Origin of the sequence: Oceanobacillus sojae, from assembly GCF_900162665.1 — a bacterium.
Classification (GTDB): domain Bacteria; phylum Bacillota; class Bacilli; order Bacillales; family Amphibacillaceae; genus Oceanobacillus; species Oceanobacillus sojae_A.
Map to the genome: position 1 here is coordinate 412,781 of NZ_LT727813.1, position 19,556 is coordinate 432,336.

The following is a 19,556-nucleotide window of genomic DNA, read 5'->3' on the forward strand; positions in this document are numbered from 1 at the left end:
ATTTAAAGTAAGGAGATTTCTAAATGCAATTACTTAGCTGGATTATCTTCCCGGCCGTCTGCTTAATGCTTATCACCTGTCCATCTCATGAATCCCTTAAAGAAGATACAGATTCGAAAGCTTTTAAACAGCTTATCACGCAAGCAGAATCATATGTCAAAGAAGAGACAGCTCCTCCTGATGCCTATCTGCAGAAGTTTGACCAGGACGAGAATGTACAGCTGTTAAAAGCGGCTTTAAACCAAATCGGCTATGATTTAGAGCTATCTGATTTTTACGATGAAGAGCTTACCTGGGCTGTTACAGACTTCCAGATACAGTCTGAAAATGCTTCTATTTCAGGCATTTATGATGAAGCAACGAAAGAGGAATTATTAGCTTATTTTGAGGAAGATAAAAATATTGAGCCGGGAGAGGGCTTAGCTCATCCTCCTGAAGAACCTGAAGTAACAGAAGCCGGGACAGAGGTTGTCGGCAATCCATATGATGAATTAGCACTGGTAAACAAAAGCTTTGCACTTCCTGAGGATTATATTCCCGAAGACTTGATGGTGCCAGATGTGCCATTCCCTTTCACAGAGGACTTACCTAAAAAATACATGCGCGAAAATGCAGCACATGCACTTGAAGATTTATTTGATGCTGCTGAAGATGCCGGGCTGGAGTTATTTGCCCAATCCGGATACCGTTCTTATGACCGGCAAGTTGAGGTATTTTCATCAAATGCATCACAGCATGGCGAGGATTATGCAAATACCTTCAGTGCACGACCAGGAGAAAGTGAACATCAGACCGGGCTGGCTATGGATGTAACCAGTGCAGAAGTAAATTTAGACTTAGTAACAGAGTTTGGTGATACAGAGGTCGGTAAATGGCTTGCTGAAAATGCACCGGAGTTTGGTTTTATTATCCGATTCCCTGAAGGCAAGGAAGATATCACCGGATATCAATATGAGCCGTGGCATGTTCGTTATGTCGGGGAAAAAACGGCTAAATATGTAACCGAAAAAGGCATTACTTTCGAAGAGTATGTAGAAAAATTTGATAAATAGATTTATGGAGAAAACACGCTGGAAATTCTGTACATTCCAGCGTGTTTTCTTATACTGTAAAACTTATACAGAATCTCAACAGGACATCCCTCCCCGCAGGATATGTTAAAATTGATATTGAAAATTAAATTAAGAAGGGTTGATCATATGAATAATAATGAGTCTATTAAACTAACCGCTTTATCCTCCAAAGGTGGATGCGGCTGTAAAATCGGGCCGGCAGATTTACGACAGGTATTACAGTCCCTTTCCCCTGCAACAGATAACCCTAATTTATTAGTTGGTCTGGGTACCAGCGATGATGCAGGTGTCTATAAATTAAATGATGACACGGCGATTGTTCAGACACTCGACTTTTTCACACCAATTGTAGATGACCCTTACTCCTTTGGGCAAATTGCTGCTGCCAATGCAATCAGTGATGTCTACGCAATGGGAGGAAAGCCGATTACAGCTTTAAATATTGTCGCTTTTCCAATTGCTGATTTAGATAAACAGATTCTTTCCCGCATTTTAGAAGGTGCAGACAGCAAGCTGAAAGAAGCTGGCGTAGCCTTGGTCGGCGGCCATTCCATCGATGATAAAGAACCCAAATTTGGATTGTCTGTTACCGGAACAATCCATCCTGATAAAATCCGTACAAACAGTGGTGCACAGCCAGGTGATGTTCTTATTTTAACCAAACCAATCGGTGTAGGCATCTTAACGACTTCTATTAAAAGAGGCCTGGTAAACGAAGCAGAAATAGAGCGCGTAACAAAGGTAATGGCGACATTAAATAAAACTGCCGCAGAAACGATGGATAACTATGAAATACATGCCTGCACGGATGTTACCGGATTTGGTTTACTTGGACATGCCTCTGAGATGGCAAAAGGAAGCAATGTCGAAATCGGGATTTCGAATCAGCAGGTACCTGTTTTATCAAGAGTGAAGGAGCTTGCTGAAAATGGTGCAGTTCCTGGTGGTACGAAAAATAATTTTAACTATTTACAAAAAGATGTTACCTTTGCAGAGCCATTGGATCAGATCGATCAATGGATACTATGTGATGCGGTAACCTCAGGCGGTTTATTGGCTGCTGTGAAAGAAGCTGACGCTGAAAGCTTACTTGCAGATCTTCATGATAAAAACATTGAAGCTGCAATTATTGGCAGCGTCGCAGATGGGAACAATGGTCATATAACTGTGGAAGAATAATTCGTTTATTAGGAAGTGAAAGTATGTTTCAGGATATTGAGTTACATGATTTATTAAAGAGAAAAAAGGAAGAACCTATCGCATTAGTTGATGTACGTTCCCCGCAGGAATTTGCTGAATTCCGTATTCCGGGAAGTATAAACATTCCTGTCTTTAATAATGAAGAACGCGCAGAGGTAGGCACCATTTATAAACAAATCAGTCCGGAAGCAGCGAAGGAAAAAGGGTTAGAGATTTTTTCTGCAAAGCTGCCACAGTTTATTGCCGAGTTTCAATCACTTGGAAAAGAAAAGGTTGTCTATTGCTGGCGCGGCGGGATGCGGAGTAAAACTGCTGCCACAGTTGTTGATTTAATGGGACAGAAGGTTTTCAGATTAAGCGGCGGTATCCGCTCATACAGAAAATGGGTGGTAAACAAATTAGAACAGCAGCAATCTTTCCCAAAAATGTACGTGTTAAATGGATATACGGGATCTGGAAAAACCATTTTGTTACACCGCTTAAAACAGCTGGGCTACCCTGTCCTTGATTTAGAAGGGATGGCAAATCACCGTGGATCTATATTTGGCCAAATCGGATTGGATCCGAATAATCAAAAAACCTTTGAATCTTTATTGGTTCAAGAACTGGAACGCTATAATCATGCTCCATTTATTCTGCTGGAAGGAGAAAGTAAACGTATCGGCAAGGCAACACTGCCTCTCTTTTTACATGAAGAAAAAGAAGCAAGTGTGCAGTTGTTTATCCATTTGCCTTTGGAAAAAAGAATTAAAAATATATTGCACGAATACAATCCGGAAGAACATCAGATGCAAGTAATAGAAGCTTTTCAAAGAATTCAAAAGCATATTCACACACCTGCAGCTAAACAAATTGCTGATGACATAGAGCATGGAAATTTCTCCTCCGCTGTAGCACTTTTACTGGAGTATTATTACGACCCAAGATATGAGCATACGCTCCATCACTATCCGGCAGACAAACAAATTCATATCCATGCCGATGATCTTGATGAAGCTTTGAACGCAGTTGTCAGCTTTATCAAGCAAGAAGAAAATATAAATATGAAGCTGTAATCAGCTGTTTTATAAGCTCCCATCCCTTTGATAATAGGGATGGGAGCTTATTTTATATATGGAACTGAAACTGCAAATTAATTCGTAAATGTTGTTGCTGAAGCAGCCCCATTCTCATCAGCCTTTACACAATCAATGGCGACAACAAGTGCAATAATGGTTGTTTCCATATCTTCATTCACTACTTGCACCTTGTAGCTGTCTCCCCAGGTAAACCACTCCTTGCTCACTTCTCCAACGAGTTCACCATGCTGGTATACCTGAAAGCGCATATCCCACCAGTTGCCACGCACCCCAATACCTGCCGCATCAATTGAATAGCGCGCTTTAAAGAAAGAAAATCCCTTCTTAATTGCTAATACTTCCCGCCCGTTTACCTCCACAAAAAACTTCGGTAAAAAGCTGATTGTTTTTTTCGTAATCAGCGCTACTTCCTCTCCGCTTGCATTCTTAATAGAGAACGTCTTCGGAATTCGCATAAAGCTGCCTGCCACATAGTAAACGTCTTTTTCCTGCTGGTCCTTCACTGTGAACTTTTCATTTAAGCTGAATACCTTTTGTTTTATATATAGTTGTTTCATGCTTTTCCTCCTTTGATATACTGCTTCTATTTACATTTAAATGCTCTTGTCTTATATCCTGATTCAAGTGAAGAAGGTATTATCTAATACTAAAATTCTCCCAATAAGGTTTCATTCTTATAGTAATTTTATCAAATTATACTTCCTGACTGGACTTTAAAAAACTAGTGCTCTTCTTTTTTCGAAGAGATGAGCTCGGGCCCATGGAAGAGTAGTGTATTTCTGGGGCCTAAGGTTACTCACCCCATGAAAAACATTGCAGCGGCTGACTTCAGCATTTTTATATACTTCTTATCTTAAAAAAACGTAACTACTGTACACAGCCCAAAGTCCATATTGTGCATAAAAAGTTATTTTCTGAACAAATTAGGAATAGTCAAAACAACGAGGTGTCCGATGCTATGTCTTATCGTAAATTTCTAAAAAAAATGAAGCCTAAAGAACAAAGGGAAGATTTTAAAAAAGGGGAACCAAAAAGCATTGGCACTTCGATTACCGAAAATCTGAATATCATCAAACAAAAAACCGGAAATAGTCCAGATATCATTATCCGCATGCTTACTTTTAGTCATGATCCCGGGGTGTCTACTGCTATCGTTCATGTAGACGGGCTGGTAGACAATCCCACAATCAATGAATTTCTGGTGCAATCTATGGAGGATAGCGTTCAAGAAAAACTGGAGGAAAAGGATCTTTTCAAGGTTTTTTCTGAAAAAGTTGTTGCCGTCAGCAGCTTGGAAACACTGAAAGATTGGGATTCCTTGTTTCTAGCTTTGCTTTCCGGGGATACCGTTATCCTCGCAGATGGAAAAAATGAAGCACTGATTGCCAGTACCCGAGGCGGAGAAAGGCGTCTCGTTGAACAGTCTGATTCAGAAATAACGTTACGCGGGTCCAAAGAAGGGTTTACGGAGTCCATTAACACCAATACTGCGCTTGTACGCCGGATTATTAAAAACCCGAATTTATGGGTAGAATCCATGAACCTCGGAAAGCAGACGAACACGGATCTGTCGATTATGTATATCAATGGGATAGTTGATCCTGATACGGTGAAAGAAGTCCGCCAGCGCTTGGGACGGGTAGATCTCGATGCCATCCTTGATTCAGGTTATATTGAACAGGTAATTGAGGATGAGAGCTCCGGATTGTTTCCAACAGTTACTCATACAGAAAGACCTGATGCTGTTGCCGGTAATCTTTTAGAAGGCAGGGTCGCCATTTTCGTCAGCGGAACTCCTCATGTGCTGGTTGTTCCTGCTGTCATGATTCAATTTTTTCAAACACCGGAAGACTATTACGTGCGCTTTCCGATTAGTACCCTGATTCGGATGCTGCGCGTTTTCATGTTTTTGATTTCGTTGATTGGTCCTGCTTTTTATGTAGCAGCTACCACCTTTCATCAGGAAATGATTCCAACAGACCTGCTCGTTATTATTGCTTCACAGACGGAATCCGTACCTTTTCCTGCGATTGTAGAAGCCCTGATCATGGAAGTCACTTTTGAGATTTTGCGGGAGGCCGGTTTAAGGATGCCGAACAAAATCAGTGCGACCATCTCGATTGTCGGAGCACTTGTCATTGGACAAGGGGTCATCCAGGCCGGAATCGTCTCTCCGGCCATGGTTATTGTCGTGGCAACTACAGCGATTGCCAGTCTGGCTACTCCAAATTATGATATCGCTATTTCTGCCCGTTTGCTGCGTTTTGCTTTTATGCTGAGTGCCGCAATTGCTGGATTTTATGGCATCATCCTCGGCTTGATTATGCTGATTGTCCATCTCACCAGCTTGCGCTCATTTGGGGTTCCTTACCTGGCCCCATTTGCACCATTGGAATTGAAAAGTTTAAAGGATACTATTATTCGCGGTCCGATCTGGTCATTCAATGAAAGACCAGAATCCCTTCATCCACAAAACCCTGTTCGCCAGGGTAAGCATCAAAAACCCTTGCCGCCATTAAAACGGAGAATGGTCAGAGCGGACACGAAAGAAGGAGATAAAAATGAATCGTAAATGGATAATCCCTTTTTTCATGGCAATCTATCTCCCTCTGCTTTCAGGATGCTGGAGCAGCCACGAATTAAAAGATTTAGCTATCGTTTCGGCTTATGCGCTGGATAAAAATGAAGACGGCACATATGTTGGTACGTTTCAGCTGATCAATCCGATGAATGTGCCGGGAGCGCTTCAAGGAGGAGCATCCGGACAAAATCCAAGTATTGCTACTTATACAGCAACAGGAGGAAATCCGCTGGAAGTATCTGATAATGCATCCACAAAGGTTTCGAGAGACCTCTATTTTGCACATACCAGCCTGTTGGTTATCAGTGAAGAGCTTGCCAGAGAAGAAGGACTAGCCACTATTTTAGATGCGATGGAGCGCGGTCTTGAATTCCGGACTACGACGAAGATAGTGATTAGCCGGGATATGAAAGCAGGCGATTTCGTTCAGGTTTTAACAGCGATTGATCAGGTCCCGGCTGAAAAAGCAATTAAGTCCTTAGAATTCACGGAGAAACTGTATGGAGAAAATGTAGCTACTGATCTGCAGAAATTTATCAAGGCTGCTGTTTTAAAAGGGAAAGAGCCACTGGTCAGCGGCTTTACTGTAGAGGGGGATATTGAGAAAGCGAAAACCATGGAACAGCTTCAATCATCGGAGGGAGAAGCGACAATAGAAGTAAACGGTATTGGTGTATTTAAAGAAGGGAAGCTGATGAACTGGATTGAGGGCGATAAGAACGAAGGAACACTGTGGGTATTAGATCAAATTCAGCAGGCTCCAGTAAATATTGATTGGGATGACAAAAAAGCAGCTATCTCCTATAAAGTAGTACGCCAAAAAACAAATGTAGAGGCACAAACAAAGGATGAGAAACCAGTAATTTCAGTACACATCCGTGCAGAAGGAGACCTTCGCGTGATAGAGGTGCCGGTCAATGTAACTGATCCGCATGTAATATTCCGGATTGAGCAAGCATTGCAGCAGAAAATTAAGGATGAAGCAGAAGCAGCAATCCATGAAGCACAGAAAACGAAAACCGATATCTTTGGTTTTGGAGAAAAGCTGCATCAATCCGATCCTGACAGCTGGAAGAAACTTGAACCAAAATGGCAGGATGTTTATTTTCCCGCATTGGATGTCGATGTGACGGTGGAAGCCTTTATTCGCCGTACAGGAATGAGAAACAACCCGTATCTTTTTAATTTGAACAAGAAAAGCGATTAGGAAGGAGGGGATTTATTTATGGAAAAGGCAAAAATCAGCACTATCCAATTGTTTATCCTTATGATTTTATTTCAGCTGAGCAATTCGCTGCTGATTCCGCTTGCCATGAAAGCAGGCCGCGACAGCTGGTTAGCTATTCTGATTGCGGCAGCGGTAAGTATCTTCTTATTTTTTATCTATCGGGCGCTTTACCTGTATTATCCTTCACTCTTGCTGACAGACTATACAGAGAAGATAATCGGCAAGTTTTTAGGGCGAATACTGGCATTCCTGTATATTCTCTTCTTTTTATACTGTGCTGCGAGAGTATTGCGGGAATTTGGTGTTATGCTGCTGTCTTTTGCCTTTCCGGAAACACCTCTATTCGTTGCATGCGCCCTGATGATCCTTGTGGTTATTTATACTGTGTTTAAAGGTATTGAAGTCGTTGCCAGGACAGGAGAATTGCTGTTTGTCATCATGATTATGCTGGCGTTCTTTCTGTTTCTCCTTATTGCTATCTCAGGTTTGATTGATATCTCCAATTTAAAGCCTGCCTTTGAGGATTCGTCAAAGGTATTAAATACGGTATTTACAGAAACACTGTATGTTCCCTTTGGTGAAATTATCGTATTTACAATGATTTTCCCTTACTTAAATCAAGCAAAAAAAATGGGGAAAACAGGGGTAGCGGCAATTAGTATAACCGGCGCCGCTCTCGCTCTCACCACCATTTTGAATATCAGCGTTCTCGGTGTGCCTCTTATTGAACGTTCTCTATTTCCTTTATTAACAACCATTCAATCTATTCAAGTCGGCGGTTTTTTACAACGTCTGGACGTTATCTTTATTCTTGCCCTGGTAATTGGAGGATTCTTTAAAGTTACAGTATATACATACTGTGCTGTCATTGGCACTGCCAGCTTATTTAATATTAAAGAACCCTCTAAACTGGCTTATCCGATGGGGTTGACGGTTTTATTTGTATCTATGATTATTGCGAGTAATTACTCTGAGCATATTCAAGAAGGGTTAAAGATATTCCCGCTCTATGTACAGCTCCCTTTTCAAATTATTCTTCCTGTTTTCCTGCTTACCATCGCCTTTATCAAAAACAGAAAAAAAGAATAGCGTGCCGGAATTAACGGAAAGATATTTAAATACTATTGGAGAGTGTAAAAAAGTGAAAATCATTGGTATTTGTTTATCCATGTTCATCGTTTTAGCTGGCGTTTCCTTAGGGATTGATTATTTGAATAAATATGAATTACCGACTTTTAGATCCCTTAATCCTCTATATGTGATGGAAATTCCAGAATTAGCAATCATGTATCTGCTTCTTCTCTTCTTATTTATTGACCCTTTATTTTCCTTTTTACAAAAAAGGCGAAATCGGAAATAAATAAGAATAAAGAATACCCTCCCCTGCCCTCCAAAATAATATTTTATGATTTGTGATTTCTCAACTTTCGCACATGGGGATACGCATCTTTACCTTTCTATCTTTAAGAAATGATCACCTCCTGTTCCTGTAGATAGGAAGTTACTTTTTTAAGTGCGAACGTTGAGTGCATTTAAAATCCATTTGCAAAGATTTTATAAATTCGTTACAATTTAATTGATAACTATTATCAATTAAATTGTATAGGGGTTTATTTCATGAGTCGAACAGAGCTTGCAAAATTAATTCGTGAACGTCGTGCCATCAAAAAAGGATACAATGATAAGAAAGTAACCAAAGAAACTGTGATGCAATTATTGGAGGAATCCATCTGGGCTCCAACCCATGGAATGAGGCAGCCGTGGCGCTTTCTGTTTGTTGATAAAGATCACCTTCCCGGTTTTGCTAAAAAAATTGCTGCTACATATCCTGAAGAAAGACAAGAAAATCGTGAAAATTACTTAAATGAGCCAAACGCCATCCTTGTTGTCATCATGGAGACTTCCGATATTCCAAAGCAGTGGGACGAAAACTTTGGTGCTGTCTCCGCCATGATTCAGAACTTTTGGTTATTGGCATGGGAAGAAAAGCTTGGTATCGTCTGGAAAACGAATCCACATATCTATGATGAGAAAGTAAAAGAGATTCTCCATGTGAAGGACAACGAAAAAATCGCCGCCTTTATTCACATGGGTTACTTTGATGAAACACCTGAAGAGAAAGAACGCATCCCTTTGGCAGATAAATTTGAAGTATTTAAAGGATAAAATATTACTTTTGAACATCTTCTGAAATCAGATAATTTGATTTTTTTCTAAAAATCTATTGACAACTGCCCGTCTCTTCGTTTAGTATTAATCTCAATAATTAAATGATGTGGCGTTGATGAAGAATAGTAATTACAGGTGAACTCTCAAGAGAGCTGATGGCCGCTGTGAATCAGTGAGTATCCTTGTAATGAATGGACTTCGGAGCTCCAAACCGAAACATAATCGGAGTAGGCTTTGGCGGAATGGTTTCCCGTTACGGAAACTTAGAAGATAGTAATCTTCTTATAGAGTGAGCTGCATGTCAGCTAATAAAGGTGGTACCACGGTCCCTCGTCCTTTTTATATGGATGAGGGGCCTTTTTGTATTTATTTGTTATAAAATAAACGATGATGAAGAGTAGTAAATAATCTGCACTGCATAACAGAGAGCTGATAACTTGGTGGAATATCAGTATGCAGGGATTATTGAATGGACTTCAGAGTGTTTTTCTTAAATGGTGCATCTGCACCTGAGTAGGAAAAAACGTATTTCCGACGTTATACGGATAGGGTATCTGATTTTTTCTGTACCTGATAAAGATAGAAAGAGTATTCTTTCTAAACAGAGGTGGCACCGCGGCCCCATCGTCCTCTATAAGCACATAGCTGTGTTTATAGAGGACTTTTTTATTTCAAAAAATTGATCACAGAATCTTCAAATATAAAGGAGAGATAATCATGACGGCACATTTAACACATCAAACCTGTTCCATAGATGGATTAATCCCCATTCAAGTTTTTCAGACCTTGCCAAAAGCAAAAAAATACCTGCTGGAAAGCAGCTTCCCACATGAAGAAAAAGGACGCTATTCCTTTATTGGTCTTCATCCTTATCAGGAAATTATCGGCCGCGGGAAAGAAACCATGCTCATCAGCGCTTCTCATGTAGAGCCGCTTGTTGTACACCAGCACGCGCTGCATTTCTTACAGGAGATTATGCCGAAAATTGAATTATCTCTCCCTCTCCCCTTCTATGGCGGAGCAGTCGGGTATATCGGCTATGATACCATTCAAGCTTTTGAAGATATTGGTTCAGCCCCATTCGATGATCGGAATATGCCGGATATTCATTTGATGCTTTTTGAGGATACGATTATTTTCGACCATGAAGAAAATAAATTGCATTTTATCGCAATCGACCGGAACGGCGGTACAGAAGAAAATCGGGCCCAGCGTATTCAAAAACTGAAACAATATGTAGAACAGGCCAAACGTACTGTACTTCCAGAACCGCAAAAATATGCTTTCACACCGGAAATCGACCAGAGAAAATTCGAAGAGAACGTCCAGATTGCCAAGGATTACTTACAAAAAGGTGACATTTTTCAGGTTGTTTTATCCCAGCGTTTTTCAAGAGAGATTGAAAATGAAAGAGAGTTCGGACTTTCCTTTTACGAGCAATTGCGGAGACATAACGCCTCCCCTTATATGTTTTATATCGACTTTCTGGACTATACCGTACTCGGTGCTTCCCCGGAAAGCCTGATAGAAACAAACGGAAGCCGTGTTGTCACCAACCCGATTGCCGGAACTAGAAAACGGGGACAGAACGAGCTGGAAGATCAGGCACTTGCTGAAGAGCTGCTTGCCGATGAAAAAGAACGGGCAGAGCACCGGATGCTTGTGGATTTAAGCAGAAATGATTTAGGCCGTGTCTGCGAGGTTGGCAGTATCGAAATTCCAGTCTATATGACCATTGAGCGTTATCAGCATGTCATGCATATCGTTTCAGAGGTAACAGGGAAATTACGTTCCGATTATTCAGGGATTGATGCTCTTATCTCCTGTCTCCCCGCTGGAACAGTATCGGGAGCACCGAAAATTCGGGCGATGCAAATCATTAATGAACTGGAAACAGTAAAACGCGGCCCTTATGGCGGTGGAATCGGCTTTATCAACTTTGAGCATGATGTGCATATTGCACTTGCCATCCGCTCCATTGTTATCAAAAATTATAAAGCTTATTTCCAATCTGGAGCAGGCATTGTATATGACTCTGTCCCATATAACGAATACATGGAAACCATTAACAAAGGAAGATCTTTTATGGAGGTGCCCGAACTTGATTCTATTAATTGATAATTATGATTCTTTCACGTATAACCTGTATCAATATGTCTCCGAATGCGGCGTACACGTTGAAGTAATCCGTAATGGTGAAGTCACTCTGGAAACCATCCAATCATTAGAGCCCGAAGCTATTATTATTTCACCCGGGCCGGGTTCTCCAAAGGATGCCGGAAACTGTATTGATATCGTGCAGGCTTTTTATAAAGAACTGCCGATACTTGGAATCTGCTTAGGGCATCAGGTGATTATGGAGGCGCTGGGCGGAAGAGTTATTCAGGCCTCTACCATTAAGCACGGAAAAACATCGCTGATTCACCATGATGGCTCCGGGCTGTTCCAGGGTCTCTCGAATCCGGTTGAAGTGATGCGTTATCACTCTCTTGCCGCAGAGCAAATCTCGGTACCGTCTGAATTACGTATCACTGCAACTGCTTTAGATGATGATGAAATTATGGGGGTAACACATCAAGCGTATCCGGTTTATGGATTGCAGTTCCATCCTGAATCAATCGGAACACTGGATGGAAAACGAATTATCTCTCATTTTGTTGAGAAATTAGCAAAGCAGAAGGAGGAACTAATCCAATGAAACCACATTTTAGTCAATTACTCGAAGGAAATAACTTATCATTTGAAGAAACAAAGGCTTTATTTAACGCCTGTTTCCAGGAGGATGTTTCAGATACTGAGCTTGCTGCCATCTTAGTTGCATTAAAAATGAAGCAGCCGACAGCTGAAGAGCTGGCCGGTCTGGCGGAAGTAATTCATACCAACTCCCCTTTCCAATTTGAATTGGGCATTCCTGCAATGGATAACTGCGGAACAGGCGGAGATCGTTCTAACAGCTTTAATATCAGTACCTGCTCAGCATTTGTTTTAGCCGGCGCCGGTATTACTGTTGCTAAGCACGGGAACCGCCGTATTTCCAGCCAGACTGGGAGCGCAGATGTATTGGAGGAGCTGGGGGTCTCTCTGAATCTGACAAAATCGCAGCTCAAATATATGCTGGATGAAAATCAGATTGCCTTTTTATTTGCACAGCATGTTCATCCGACCCTGAAACAAATCGCCGGCGTACGTCAGAAGCTTCGTACACCGACCATTTTCAATTTAGTCGGTCCTTTAACCAATCCTGTTGCTTTAAGCTCACAGCTGGTAGGTGTTTATTCCAATGAAGCATTGCCGATTGTGGCAAAGTCTTTAAAAACACTTGGCAGAAAGCGGGCACTGGTCGTTCATGGTGCCGGTGGAATGGATGAAGCCTCTCTCCAGGGGGAGAACAATTATATTTTATTGGAGAACAACGAATTAAAAGAAGGAGCTATCCATCCGGAAGAAGTTGGTTTATCCGTATATGACAATAAAGAAATTGAGGGCGGGGATGCCAAGGCCAATGCGAAAATTCTTCTCTCTGTGTTAAATGGAGAATCCGGTGCATATCTGGATACGGTTCTGTTTAATGCAGCAATCGCTTTATTTGCCACCGGAAATGTTGATTCCATTAAAGATGGCGTAGAAGTTGCTAAAGACAGTGTGTTCTCGGGAAATGCAAAAGCAAGATTGGACGCATTGGTTCAATACAGCCAGGAAGTAAAACGTGAGGTGGTTTAAATGACTTTTTTAGAAAAAATAATTGATAAGAAAAAACAGGAAGTTGCTAAGCGAAAATTACAGGCAGACGGGAAATATACTCGAAATAATCCGATATATTCACTGCATGAAAACGTCCAGGCAGCTGATCATATATCCATTATTGCAGAAATCAAACGGGCCTCCCCTTCCAAAGGGCCGATTCAAATGAACGTGGATATACTGGAGCAGGCAAAACAATATGAACAATCCGGCGCAGCAGCAATTTCTGTTTTGACGGATGAAAGCTTTTTTCATGGTTCATTGGAAGACCTTCAGCAAGTCAGTGAAGCTGTTTCCGTGCCAGTTCTGTGCAAGGATTTTATTATTGATGAGATCCAAATCGATGATGCCAAAAATGCAGGGGCATCCATTATTCTGTTAATTCTCGCTGCGTTGCCGCATGAACGGTTTCAGCGTCTTTACAGCTATGCGACAGAGCAGGGACTAGAAGTACTTTGTGAGGTCCATAATACGGATGAATTAAAAGACGCACTGACAGTCAGCCCAAAAATTATCGGGATTAATAATCGTAATTTAAAAACATTTGAAGTGGATTTGCAAACAACTGCAGAGCTTGTTCAACAAATAGATAAAAAAGGGCTGACAATTATATCTGAAAGCGGTATGCGCACGAAAGAAGATGCAGAGCTGGCAAGAGATGCCGGTGCTAATACCATTCTGGTCGGCGAAACACTGATGCGCTCAGATAATGTGGAAAAAGACATGCAGGCGCTGCAGGTACCACTCTCCTCTGCGAAAGGGGCTTCCTGATATGCTTGTCAAAATCTGCGGGATTACATCTCCTGAAATTGCACAGGTTGCTGTCCGTGCCGGCGCAGATTTTTTAGGATTTGTTTTTGCGAAAAGCAAGCGTGAAGTCTCTATAGATCAAGCACGAGAAATTATTGCAGCCTTGCCTGAACATGTAAAAAGTGTTGGTGTTTTTGTAAATAAAGATGTAGAGGAAATAAAAGAAACCGCTCAGGAAGCAGGACTTGATTTTATACAGCTGCACGGGGAAGAATCTGCTCAAGCTGTCTCCCAGCTCACATATCCTGTCATTAAATCACTTCCCGGTACAGAAGAAGGATTAAAGAAGACAGTGCAATTTGATGCTGCTTCTTACCTGCTGATGGATAGTCCTCCCCTGCCTCATGCACACGGAGGTAATGGAATAACATTCAACTGGTCCATCTTAAAAGGAAATGCTTTTTCAAACAAGCTGATTTTAGCAGGAGGACTGACACCGGAAAATGTCGCTGAAGCCATTAAACAGGTGAACCCAATTGGCGTAGATGTTTCCAGCGGTGTTGAAACAAACGGAAAAAAAGATCCGGATAAAATAAAAGCCTTTATCCACGCAGCAAAAAGAACTGTAGAAAGGAATCGATAATATGCAAACATACACATTCCCAGATGAATCAGGAAAATACGGCAAATTCGGCGGCAGATATATTCCCGAATTACTTATGCCGGCTGCCTTGGAGCTTGAAGAAGCTTATGAAGCAGCAAAAAAAGACCCTTCTTTTCAGGAGGAATTAAATAACTATCTGACAGAATACATTGGCAGAACGACTCCGTTATATGAGGCAGAACAATTAAGCAAGCATTTAGGTGGACCAAAAATTTATTTAAAACGGGAGGATCTTAATCATACCGGGGCTCATAAAATTAATAACACCATCGGGCAGGCGCTTTTGACTTTACGGATGGGCAAAAAGAAAGTTGTCGCTGAAACAGGAGCCGGCCAGCATGGTGTCGCTACAGCAACCGTCTGTGCTCTGCTTGGTTTAGAATGTATCGTTTTTATGGGAGACGAAGATATTAGAAGACAAAAGCTCAACGTCTTTCGGATGGAGCTTTTAGGAGCAAAGGTTGTCGGGGTCTCTCAAGGCAGCGCAACATTAAAGGACGCCGTGAATGAGGCTCTGCGCTATTGGGTGAATCATGTTCACGACACCCATTATATCATCGGTTCTGTTGTCGGGCCTCATCCCTTCCCCCGCATCGTCCGGGATTTTCAATCGGTTATTGGTTCCGAAACAAAGCAGCAGAGTCTTGAAAAACAAGGAAAACTGCCGGATGCAATCATTGCCTGTGTTGGCGGCGGAAGCAATGCAATGGGAATGTTCTATCCTTTTGTGGAGGATAAAGAAGTTGCCTTATATGGTGTCGAAGCAGCAGGTAAGGGCGTTAACACCAATGAGCATGCAGCTACTTTAACTGGCGGGTCTCCCGGAATGCTGCATGGCACATTTACTTATTTATTGCAGGATGAAGCCGGTCAGATTCAGGAAGCAGCCTCTATATCTGCCGGATTAGATTACCCTGGTATTGGACCGGAACACAGTCACCTGTATGATACCGGCCGGGTTACCTATCCTTCCATTACAGATGAAGAAGCATTAGAAGCCTTTCAGCTGCTTGCCAAATTAGAAGGAATTATCCCTGCACTGGAGAGTGCGCATGCCGTTGCCTATGCCTGCAAGCTGGCAGGAGAAATGTCCTCTGACCAGTCATTGGTTATCTGTCTGTCCGGACGCGGAGATAAGGATGTAGAACAAGTCAAAGCAAAACTGGAGGAGGATTCCAATGGGAAAGCATAAGCTGGAGAATACATTAAATCAGATAAAAGCAACCGGAAAGCCTCTTTTCATTCCTTACATGATGGCGGGTGACGGCGGCATTGATCAAATCAATGAACGGATTAACTTTTTGGAGGAATGCGGTGCATCTGCTATTGAACTGGGCATCCCCTTCTCCGATCCTGTAGCAGACGGCCCTGTCATTCAGGATGCCGGACTGCGTGCATTACAGCATGGAACAACATTAAAGCTGGTTCTGGATGAGGTACGTAAGCAAAAAGAAACGCGGGGCATCCCGATTATTTTAATGACCTACATTAATCCTATCTGGAACTATGGCTATGAACAATTCGCAAAAGACTGCGATGCTGCTGGAGTAGATGGCATTATTATCCCGGATATCCCAATGGAAGAGGAAGGAGAGATTGCAGCACAGCTTTCCGCTAATGGTATCGCCTTTATCCGCTTAGCTGCGATGACAAGTCCAGATGAACGCCTGAAGAAAATTGCCCGTATGTCCGAAGGTTTTTTATATGCTGTTTCTGTCAGCGGTACTACCGGAGAACGTGCACAGCATGAAGAAAGCACACTTAACTATTTAGAAAAACTGACTAAGTTGAGCTCTGTACCTGTTCTGGCCGGCTTCGGAATTTCTAATCCGGACCAGGCAAAATACTTAGCCGCTTATTGTGATGGTGTTATTGTAGGCAGTAAGATTGTCCACTTGTTTGCAGAAGGAAAACAAACAGAAATTAAGGAATTAATTGGTGAGACAATTAAATAAATGTATGTTTGCATTGATATAAGTGACGAGACAACCATTTTTAAATTGCATAAACTATATTAGAATCTAGACAACGTTGTCACTGATTCAAACCATCACAACAACCCATGCCTTGAGGGAGCTGTAAGCCATACACAGCTCCTGTTTTTTTTGTCTTCTTATTCAAATTTGCACCGTCACAATTCCTACATATATTTTCAAGCAAAACACTTGTCAATCCGCTCAGAATGATATATCATCTAAAAAGACTAACCAGTCAGTTTTAATAAATAGACTTTTAACCTGAACTGAAATATACAGGATATAATAAAATGTTCATTAACTAATCTGACGTATAGGATAGACAATTTATCTGTGCGGAAAAGAAGGTGAAAAGATGGCGCCGCGAATTTCTGAGGAAGCGAAAAAAGCAAGGAGAGATCATTTGTTGGAAGCAGCACTTGAATGTTTCTCCTCCAAAGGATATTATGCATCAACTATTGATGATATAGTTCGTTACGCTAATCTGAGCAAAGGCTCTGTTTATAATTACTTCGAGAGTAAAGAAGATATATTTATCCATTTACTTGAAAAGAAACGCACAGAGTCCATGGAGCATTTAAAAGAAAAGCTGGATAAAATAGATAGTCCGACGAAAAAGTTACAGCACTGGATTCATGAAGATATTCCTTACAGCCAGGATAAGAAGAAATTTATGCGAGTACACATTGAATTTTGGCTCTACTCTGCTGATTCACCCAAGCTGAAGGAAATTCTGTCAAAACGCTTTGATGCAATGGTTGATATGACAAAAGCCATCATCACAGAAGGTAAAAAAAGAGGCGAGTTTAGACAGGATTTAGATGTAGAACAGGCAACTGCCATGTTTTGGTCCTTACATGATGGAATATGGCTGCATGCAGTAATCGGCTATGATGTTAAAAAGCTGGAATCTCATATCAGAGAGATGGAAAATGTGTTTATCACTTATATTCAGTAAAAGTACACATCTTTTCTTCCTGCTTCACATACATTAAGAAACTGACCGGTCATTTTTAAAAAGGAAGGTGAAATATATGTTAAAGAAACTTTTTGGACGTAAACGTAAAGCACAACAGGATATTTATATGCAAAATGAAGAGCATTTACTACGTGAACGCTTAACTTTAGAATATGATACCATTCGCTCTGGCACTGGTATTAGATAATTCATAAAGAACGCCTCAGTGCTTCCGGTTGGAGCGCTGAGGCGTTCTTTATGTATATTACCATAGTAATCACCTAATCTATGTACTTTGATTTTTTCACAAACTTACATTTCTTTGCCAGATAATAACCGATAAGAACCCCAATACAGTTTAGAATAATATCATCTATATCCACTGACCTTGCAGCAAATCCTATATAATGGAGCAAAAGCTGTCCCAGTTCAATAACGACTGGAACCAAAATTGCTATGGCTATTGTTTTTTTAAAAGAAACGCGGTTAAAACACAGATAAGCTCCCATCGGTAATGTAAGCAGAATATTTCCCAATAAATTAACCCCGGCAATCCGTATGGAAATGTCCCCTGTAAAAACAGCTTTTACATATCCGCCGATAGTATAAAAAGGAATTACATTTATATTTATATACCCTAATGCCAAGGGCAGATAAAACCATACGATGTAAACTAATATAAAAACATAAAATATAAACACCATATGGATAATTTCTGTAGACAGATAATCAAATCTCTTCCTGATTAATTTATAAACTATGTAAAAGATGAAGATGGGAATAAAAATAAAACTAAGCTGTATAACGCCCGACCACAAAAGACTCACCACCCTATTTCTTTCGTAAAATGCAGAATAAAGGCGCTCCCTCTATTCTGCATTTTATTTTTACTCCTCATCAAATTCCATCTGATTTAAATTAAAATACTGATATTGCTTCATTGAATCTGCCGCTTGAATAATGCCTTGATAAACGTTTTCCCCTGTCTCTAAATCAAACACGTTGATGGAAACGTCAGTCGCAGTTAAGTTAGAAAACGCAGGAAACGCAATATAAAAGTACCCATTACGGATGTCAGTTAATGGATAAACATCCTCTGGAATAATTTCGGAGTCTCCATTTAATACATTTTCATCAAAAATAACTTCCTTTTCCTCCAAATTCTCATCAAACCTCGTTAAACTGTAATTCTCTCCCTGAAGCGAACCTGCATAAACTTCCCCATCATAAATTCGGAGAAATTCCCCTTCATATAAGCTGTCTCCCAGAAGATCAACCGATTTGAAACTATCTTCCTCTACATTATATAGCCGCAATTCATATTTAAGCGAAGAATCTCCAACATAACCGCCGTTCTGATCTACTTTATATTCATCATAGATATAAAGATAATTCATTTCTCCGTTAATCAGACCGCTGTCCTGATAGATTAAAGTAGAATATATCCCTTCTTTTGGCTCAATATCTTTTGCCGGGAACTTTATATCTTCTATAGTTTGATTATTTAAATCAATGACCAGAATCGCATCCTCATCATAATAAATGTCAGCCGTCCAACCTTGCTGCCCTCCCATATATACCTGGGCATATAATTTATTATCATTGACGCTTATAGAACTCACTCCATAGATCTCTTGATTTTCTTCGACAGGCAGTTCAAATGCGTTTACCTCATCTGTTTCTTTATCAAGTATTTCTACATGAATATCATTCGACTCATCAATTCCCCAGCCTAAATTGTCTCCATCTACATAAATAAGCTGGTTTTCTGTTTCTATAAAGTTCTCACTCCAAGCGTTTTTCCCGCGCATAAAGCTTTTATACTCTTTAACATACTTTTCCATCTGTGAATCCTGATAGTACCAGCCATAATACATTCCTCTTTGCAGCTCCATCCGCTTTGATTCTTCTAAAGATAAACGGAAAGGATCTGGTGCTACATTATAATATGGTGAGTAGTAGCTGAATTGTGCATCACCATAGATGAAAACATCTTTTACAGTCTCTTCATCCCCTGATACTGTTTTCCAATTAAAATCAACCTCTTCCTTATCTACTAAGTAAAAGCCGATGATGATAACGGAGATGAAAATTAATGCAATATATATAGTTAAATAGCGTTTTACATGATTCATCT

At 40.8% G+C, this 19,556-nt stretch carries 20 protein-coding genes and 2 other annotated features; of the genes, 17 read left to right on the plus strand and 3 right to left on the minus strand.

All coding sequences use genetic code 11. The features are described 5' to 3' along the window. Positions 1–23: 23 nt before the first annotated feature. The 3 genes from BN1068_RS19370 (at position 24) to mnmH (ending at position 3,328) form a co-directional block, all read left to right on the plus strand. Positions 24–1,052, plus strand: coding sequence for a D-alanyl-D-alanine carboxypeptidase family protein (locus BN1068_RS19370; RefSeq protein ID WP_077604471.1), 1,029 nt, complete (start codon positions 24–26; stop codon positions 1,050–1,052). Positions 1,053–1,199: 147 nt separating this feature from the next. Next, entirely contained in the window at positions 1,200–2,252 is a 1,053-nt protein-coding gene (selD, locus tag BN1068_RS19375; protein WP_077604472.1) for a selenide, water dikinase SelD, read from the plus strand. 23 nt (positions 2,253–2,275) lie between these two features. Next, on the plus strand, positions 2,276–3,328 hold the full coding sequence (gene mnmH / locus BN1068_RS19380) for a tRNA 2-selenouridine(34) synthase MnmH (RefSeq protein WP_077604473.1): 1,053 nt from the start codon (positions 2,276–2,278) through the stop codon (positions 3,326–3,328). A gap of 77 nt (positions 3,329–3,405) precedes the next feature. Here the strand turns inward: mnmH and BN1068_RS19385 are convergent, their stop codons facing one another. Continuing rightward, positions 3,406–3,909 (minus strand): LURP-one-related/scramblase family protein, encoded by a 504-nt coding sequence (locus BN1068_RS19385; RefSeq protein WP_077604474.1) that lies wholly within the window; start codon positions 3,907–3,909, stop codon positions 3,406–3,408. 401 nt (positions 3,910–4,310) lie between these two features. Between BN1068_RS19385 and BN1068_RS19390 the strand changes: the two genes are divergently transcribed. The 14 genes from BN1068_RS19390 to BN1068_RS24225 all read left to right on the plus strand — a co-directional run bounded on the left by BN1068_RS19390 (position 4,311) and on the right by BN1068_RS24225 (position 17,627). Next, positions 4,311–5,924, plus strand: coding sequence for a spore germination protein (locus tag BN1068_RS19390; protein ID WP_077604475.1), 1,614 nt, complete (start codon positions 4,311–4,313; stop codon positions 5,922–5,924). Continuing rightward, the gene (locus BN1068_RS19395) at positions 5,914–7,140 is read left to right on the plus strand and encodes a Ger(x)C family spore germination protein (RefSeq protein WP_077604476.1); all 1,227 of its coding nucleotides are present in this window, start codon (positions 5,914–5,916) and stop codon (positions 7,138–7,140) included. Before BN1068_RS19390 ends, BN1068_RS19395 begins: the two co-directional genes overlap by 11 nt. A gap of 18 nt (positions 7,141–7,158) precedes the next feature. Next, positions 7,159–8,250 (plus strand): GerAB/ArcD/ProY family transporter, encoded by a 1,092-nt coding sequence (locus BN1068_RS19400; RefSeq protein WP_077604477.1) that lies wholly within the window; start codon positions 7,159–7,161, stop codon positions 8,248–8,250. Positions 8,251–8,302: 52 nt separating this feature from the next. Then, complete coding sequence (locus BN1068_RS19405; RefSeq protein WP_139344891.1) at positions 8,303–8,521, plus strand: YczF family membrane protein; 219 nt, start codon at positions 8,303–8,305, stop codon at positions 8,519–8,521. A gap of 257 nt (positions 8,522–8,778) precedes the next feature. Next, positions 8,779–9,327, plus strand: a complete 549-nt coding sequence (locus tag BN1068_RS19410; protein ID WP_077604479.1) for a nitroreductase family protein — start codon at positions 8,779–8,781, stop codon at positions 9,325–9,327. A gap of 106 nt (positions 9,328–9,433) precedes the next feature. Next, positions 9,434–9,671, plus strand: a binding site (T-box leader). A 37-nt stretch (positions 9,672–9,708) separates the two neighbouring features. Further along, positions 9,709–9,965, plus strand: a binding site (T-box leader). Between the two features lie 82 nt (positions 9,966–10,047). Further along, on the plus strand, positions 10,048–11,448 hold the full coding sequence (gene trpE / locus BN1068_RS19415) for an anthranilate synthase component I (protein ID WP_077604480.1): 1,401 nt from the start codon (positions 10,048–10,050) through the stop codon (positions 11,446–11,448). Then, positions 11,432–12,028, plus strand: coding sequence for an anthranilate synthase component II (locus BN1068_RS19420; RefSeq protein WP_077604481.1), 597 nt, complete (start codon positions 11,432–11,434; stop codon positions 12,026–12,028). The genes trpE and BN1068_RS19420 overlap by 17 nt, the downstream gene beginning before the upstream one ends. Then, entirely contained in the window at positions 12,025–13,050 is a 1,026-nt protein-coding gene (gene trpD, locus BN1068_RS19425) for an anthranilate phosphoribosyltransferase (RefSeq protein ID WP_077604482.1), read from the plus strand. Before BN1068_RS19420 ends, trpD begins: the two co-directional genes overlap by 4 nt. After that, positions 13,051–13,842 (plus strand): indole-3-glycerol phosphate synthase TrpC, encoded by a 792-nt coding sequence (trpC, locus tag BN1068_RS23740; RefSeq protein WP_077604483.1) that lies wholly within the window; start codon positions 13,051–13,053, stop codon positions 13,840–13,842. 1 nt (position 13,843) lies between these two features. Then, positions 13,844–14,464 carry a phosphoribosylanthranilate isomerase gene (locus BN1068_RS23745; protein ID WP_077604484.1) on the plus strand — a complete coding sequence of 207 codons (621 nt, stop codon included), beginning with the start codon at positions 13,844–13,846 and terminating at the stop codon, positions 14,462–14,464. 1 nt (position 14,465) lies between these two features. Beyond that, positions 14,466–15,677: a tryptophan synthase subunit beta gene (trpB, locus tag BN1068_RS19440; protein ID WP_077604485.1), complete on the plus strand. Its 1,212-nt coding sequence runs from the start codon at positions 14,466–14,468 to the stop codon at positions 15,675–15,677. After that, positions 15,664–16,440 carry a tryptophan synthase subunit alpha gene (gene trpA / locus BN1068_RS19445; protein WP_077604486.1) on the plus strand — a complete coding sequence of 259 codons (777 nt, stop codon included), beginning with the start codon at positions 15,664–15,666 and terminating at the stop codon, positions 16,438–16,440. Before trpB ends, trpA begins: the two co-directional genes overlap by 14 nt. Before the next feature lie 376 nt (positions 16,441–16,816). Beyond that, entirely contained in the window at positions 16,817–17,419 is a 603-nt protein-coding gene (locus tag BN1068_RS19450) for a TetR/AcrR family transcriptional regulator (protein WP_077604487.1), read from the plus strand. Between the two features lie 76 nt (positions 17,420–17,495). Continuing rightward, positions 17,496–17,627, plus strand: coding sequence for a hypothetical protein (locus BN1068_RS24225; RefSeq protein ID WP_260051907.1), 132 nt, complete (start codon positions 17,496–17,498; stop codon positions 17,625–17,627). Between the two features lie 73 nt (positions 17,628–17,700). On the opposite strand, the gene BN1068_RS19455 is transcribed toward BN1068_RS24225, so the two are convergent. Beyond that, entirely contained in the window at positions 17,701–18,123 is a 423-nt protein-coding gene (locus BN1068_RS19455; RefSeq protein WP_139344892.1) for a VanZ family protein, read from the minus strand. Positions 18,124–18,306: 183 nt separating this feature from the next. Beyond that, entirely contained in the window at positions 18,307–19,554 is a 1,248-nt protein-coding gene (locus BN1068_RS19460) for a hypothetical protein (RefSeq protein ID WP_077604489.1), read from the minus strand. Between the last annotated feature and the right edge of the window lie 2 nt (positions 19,555–19,556).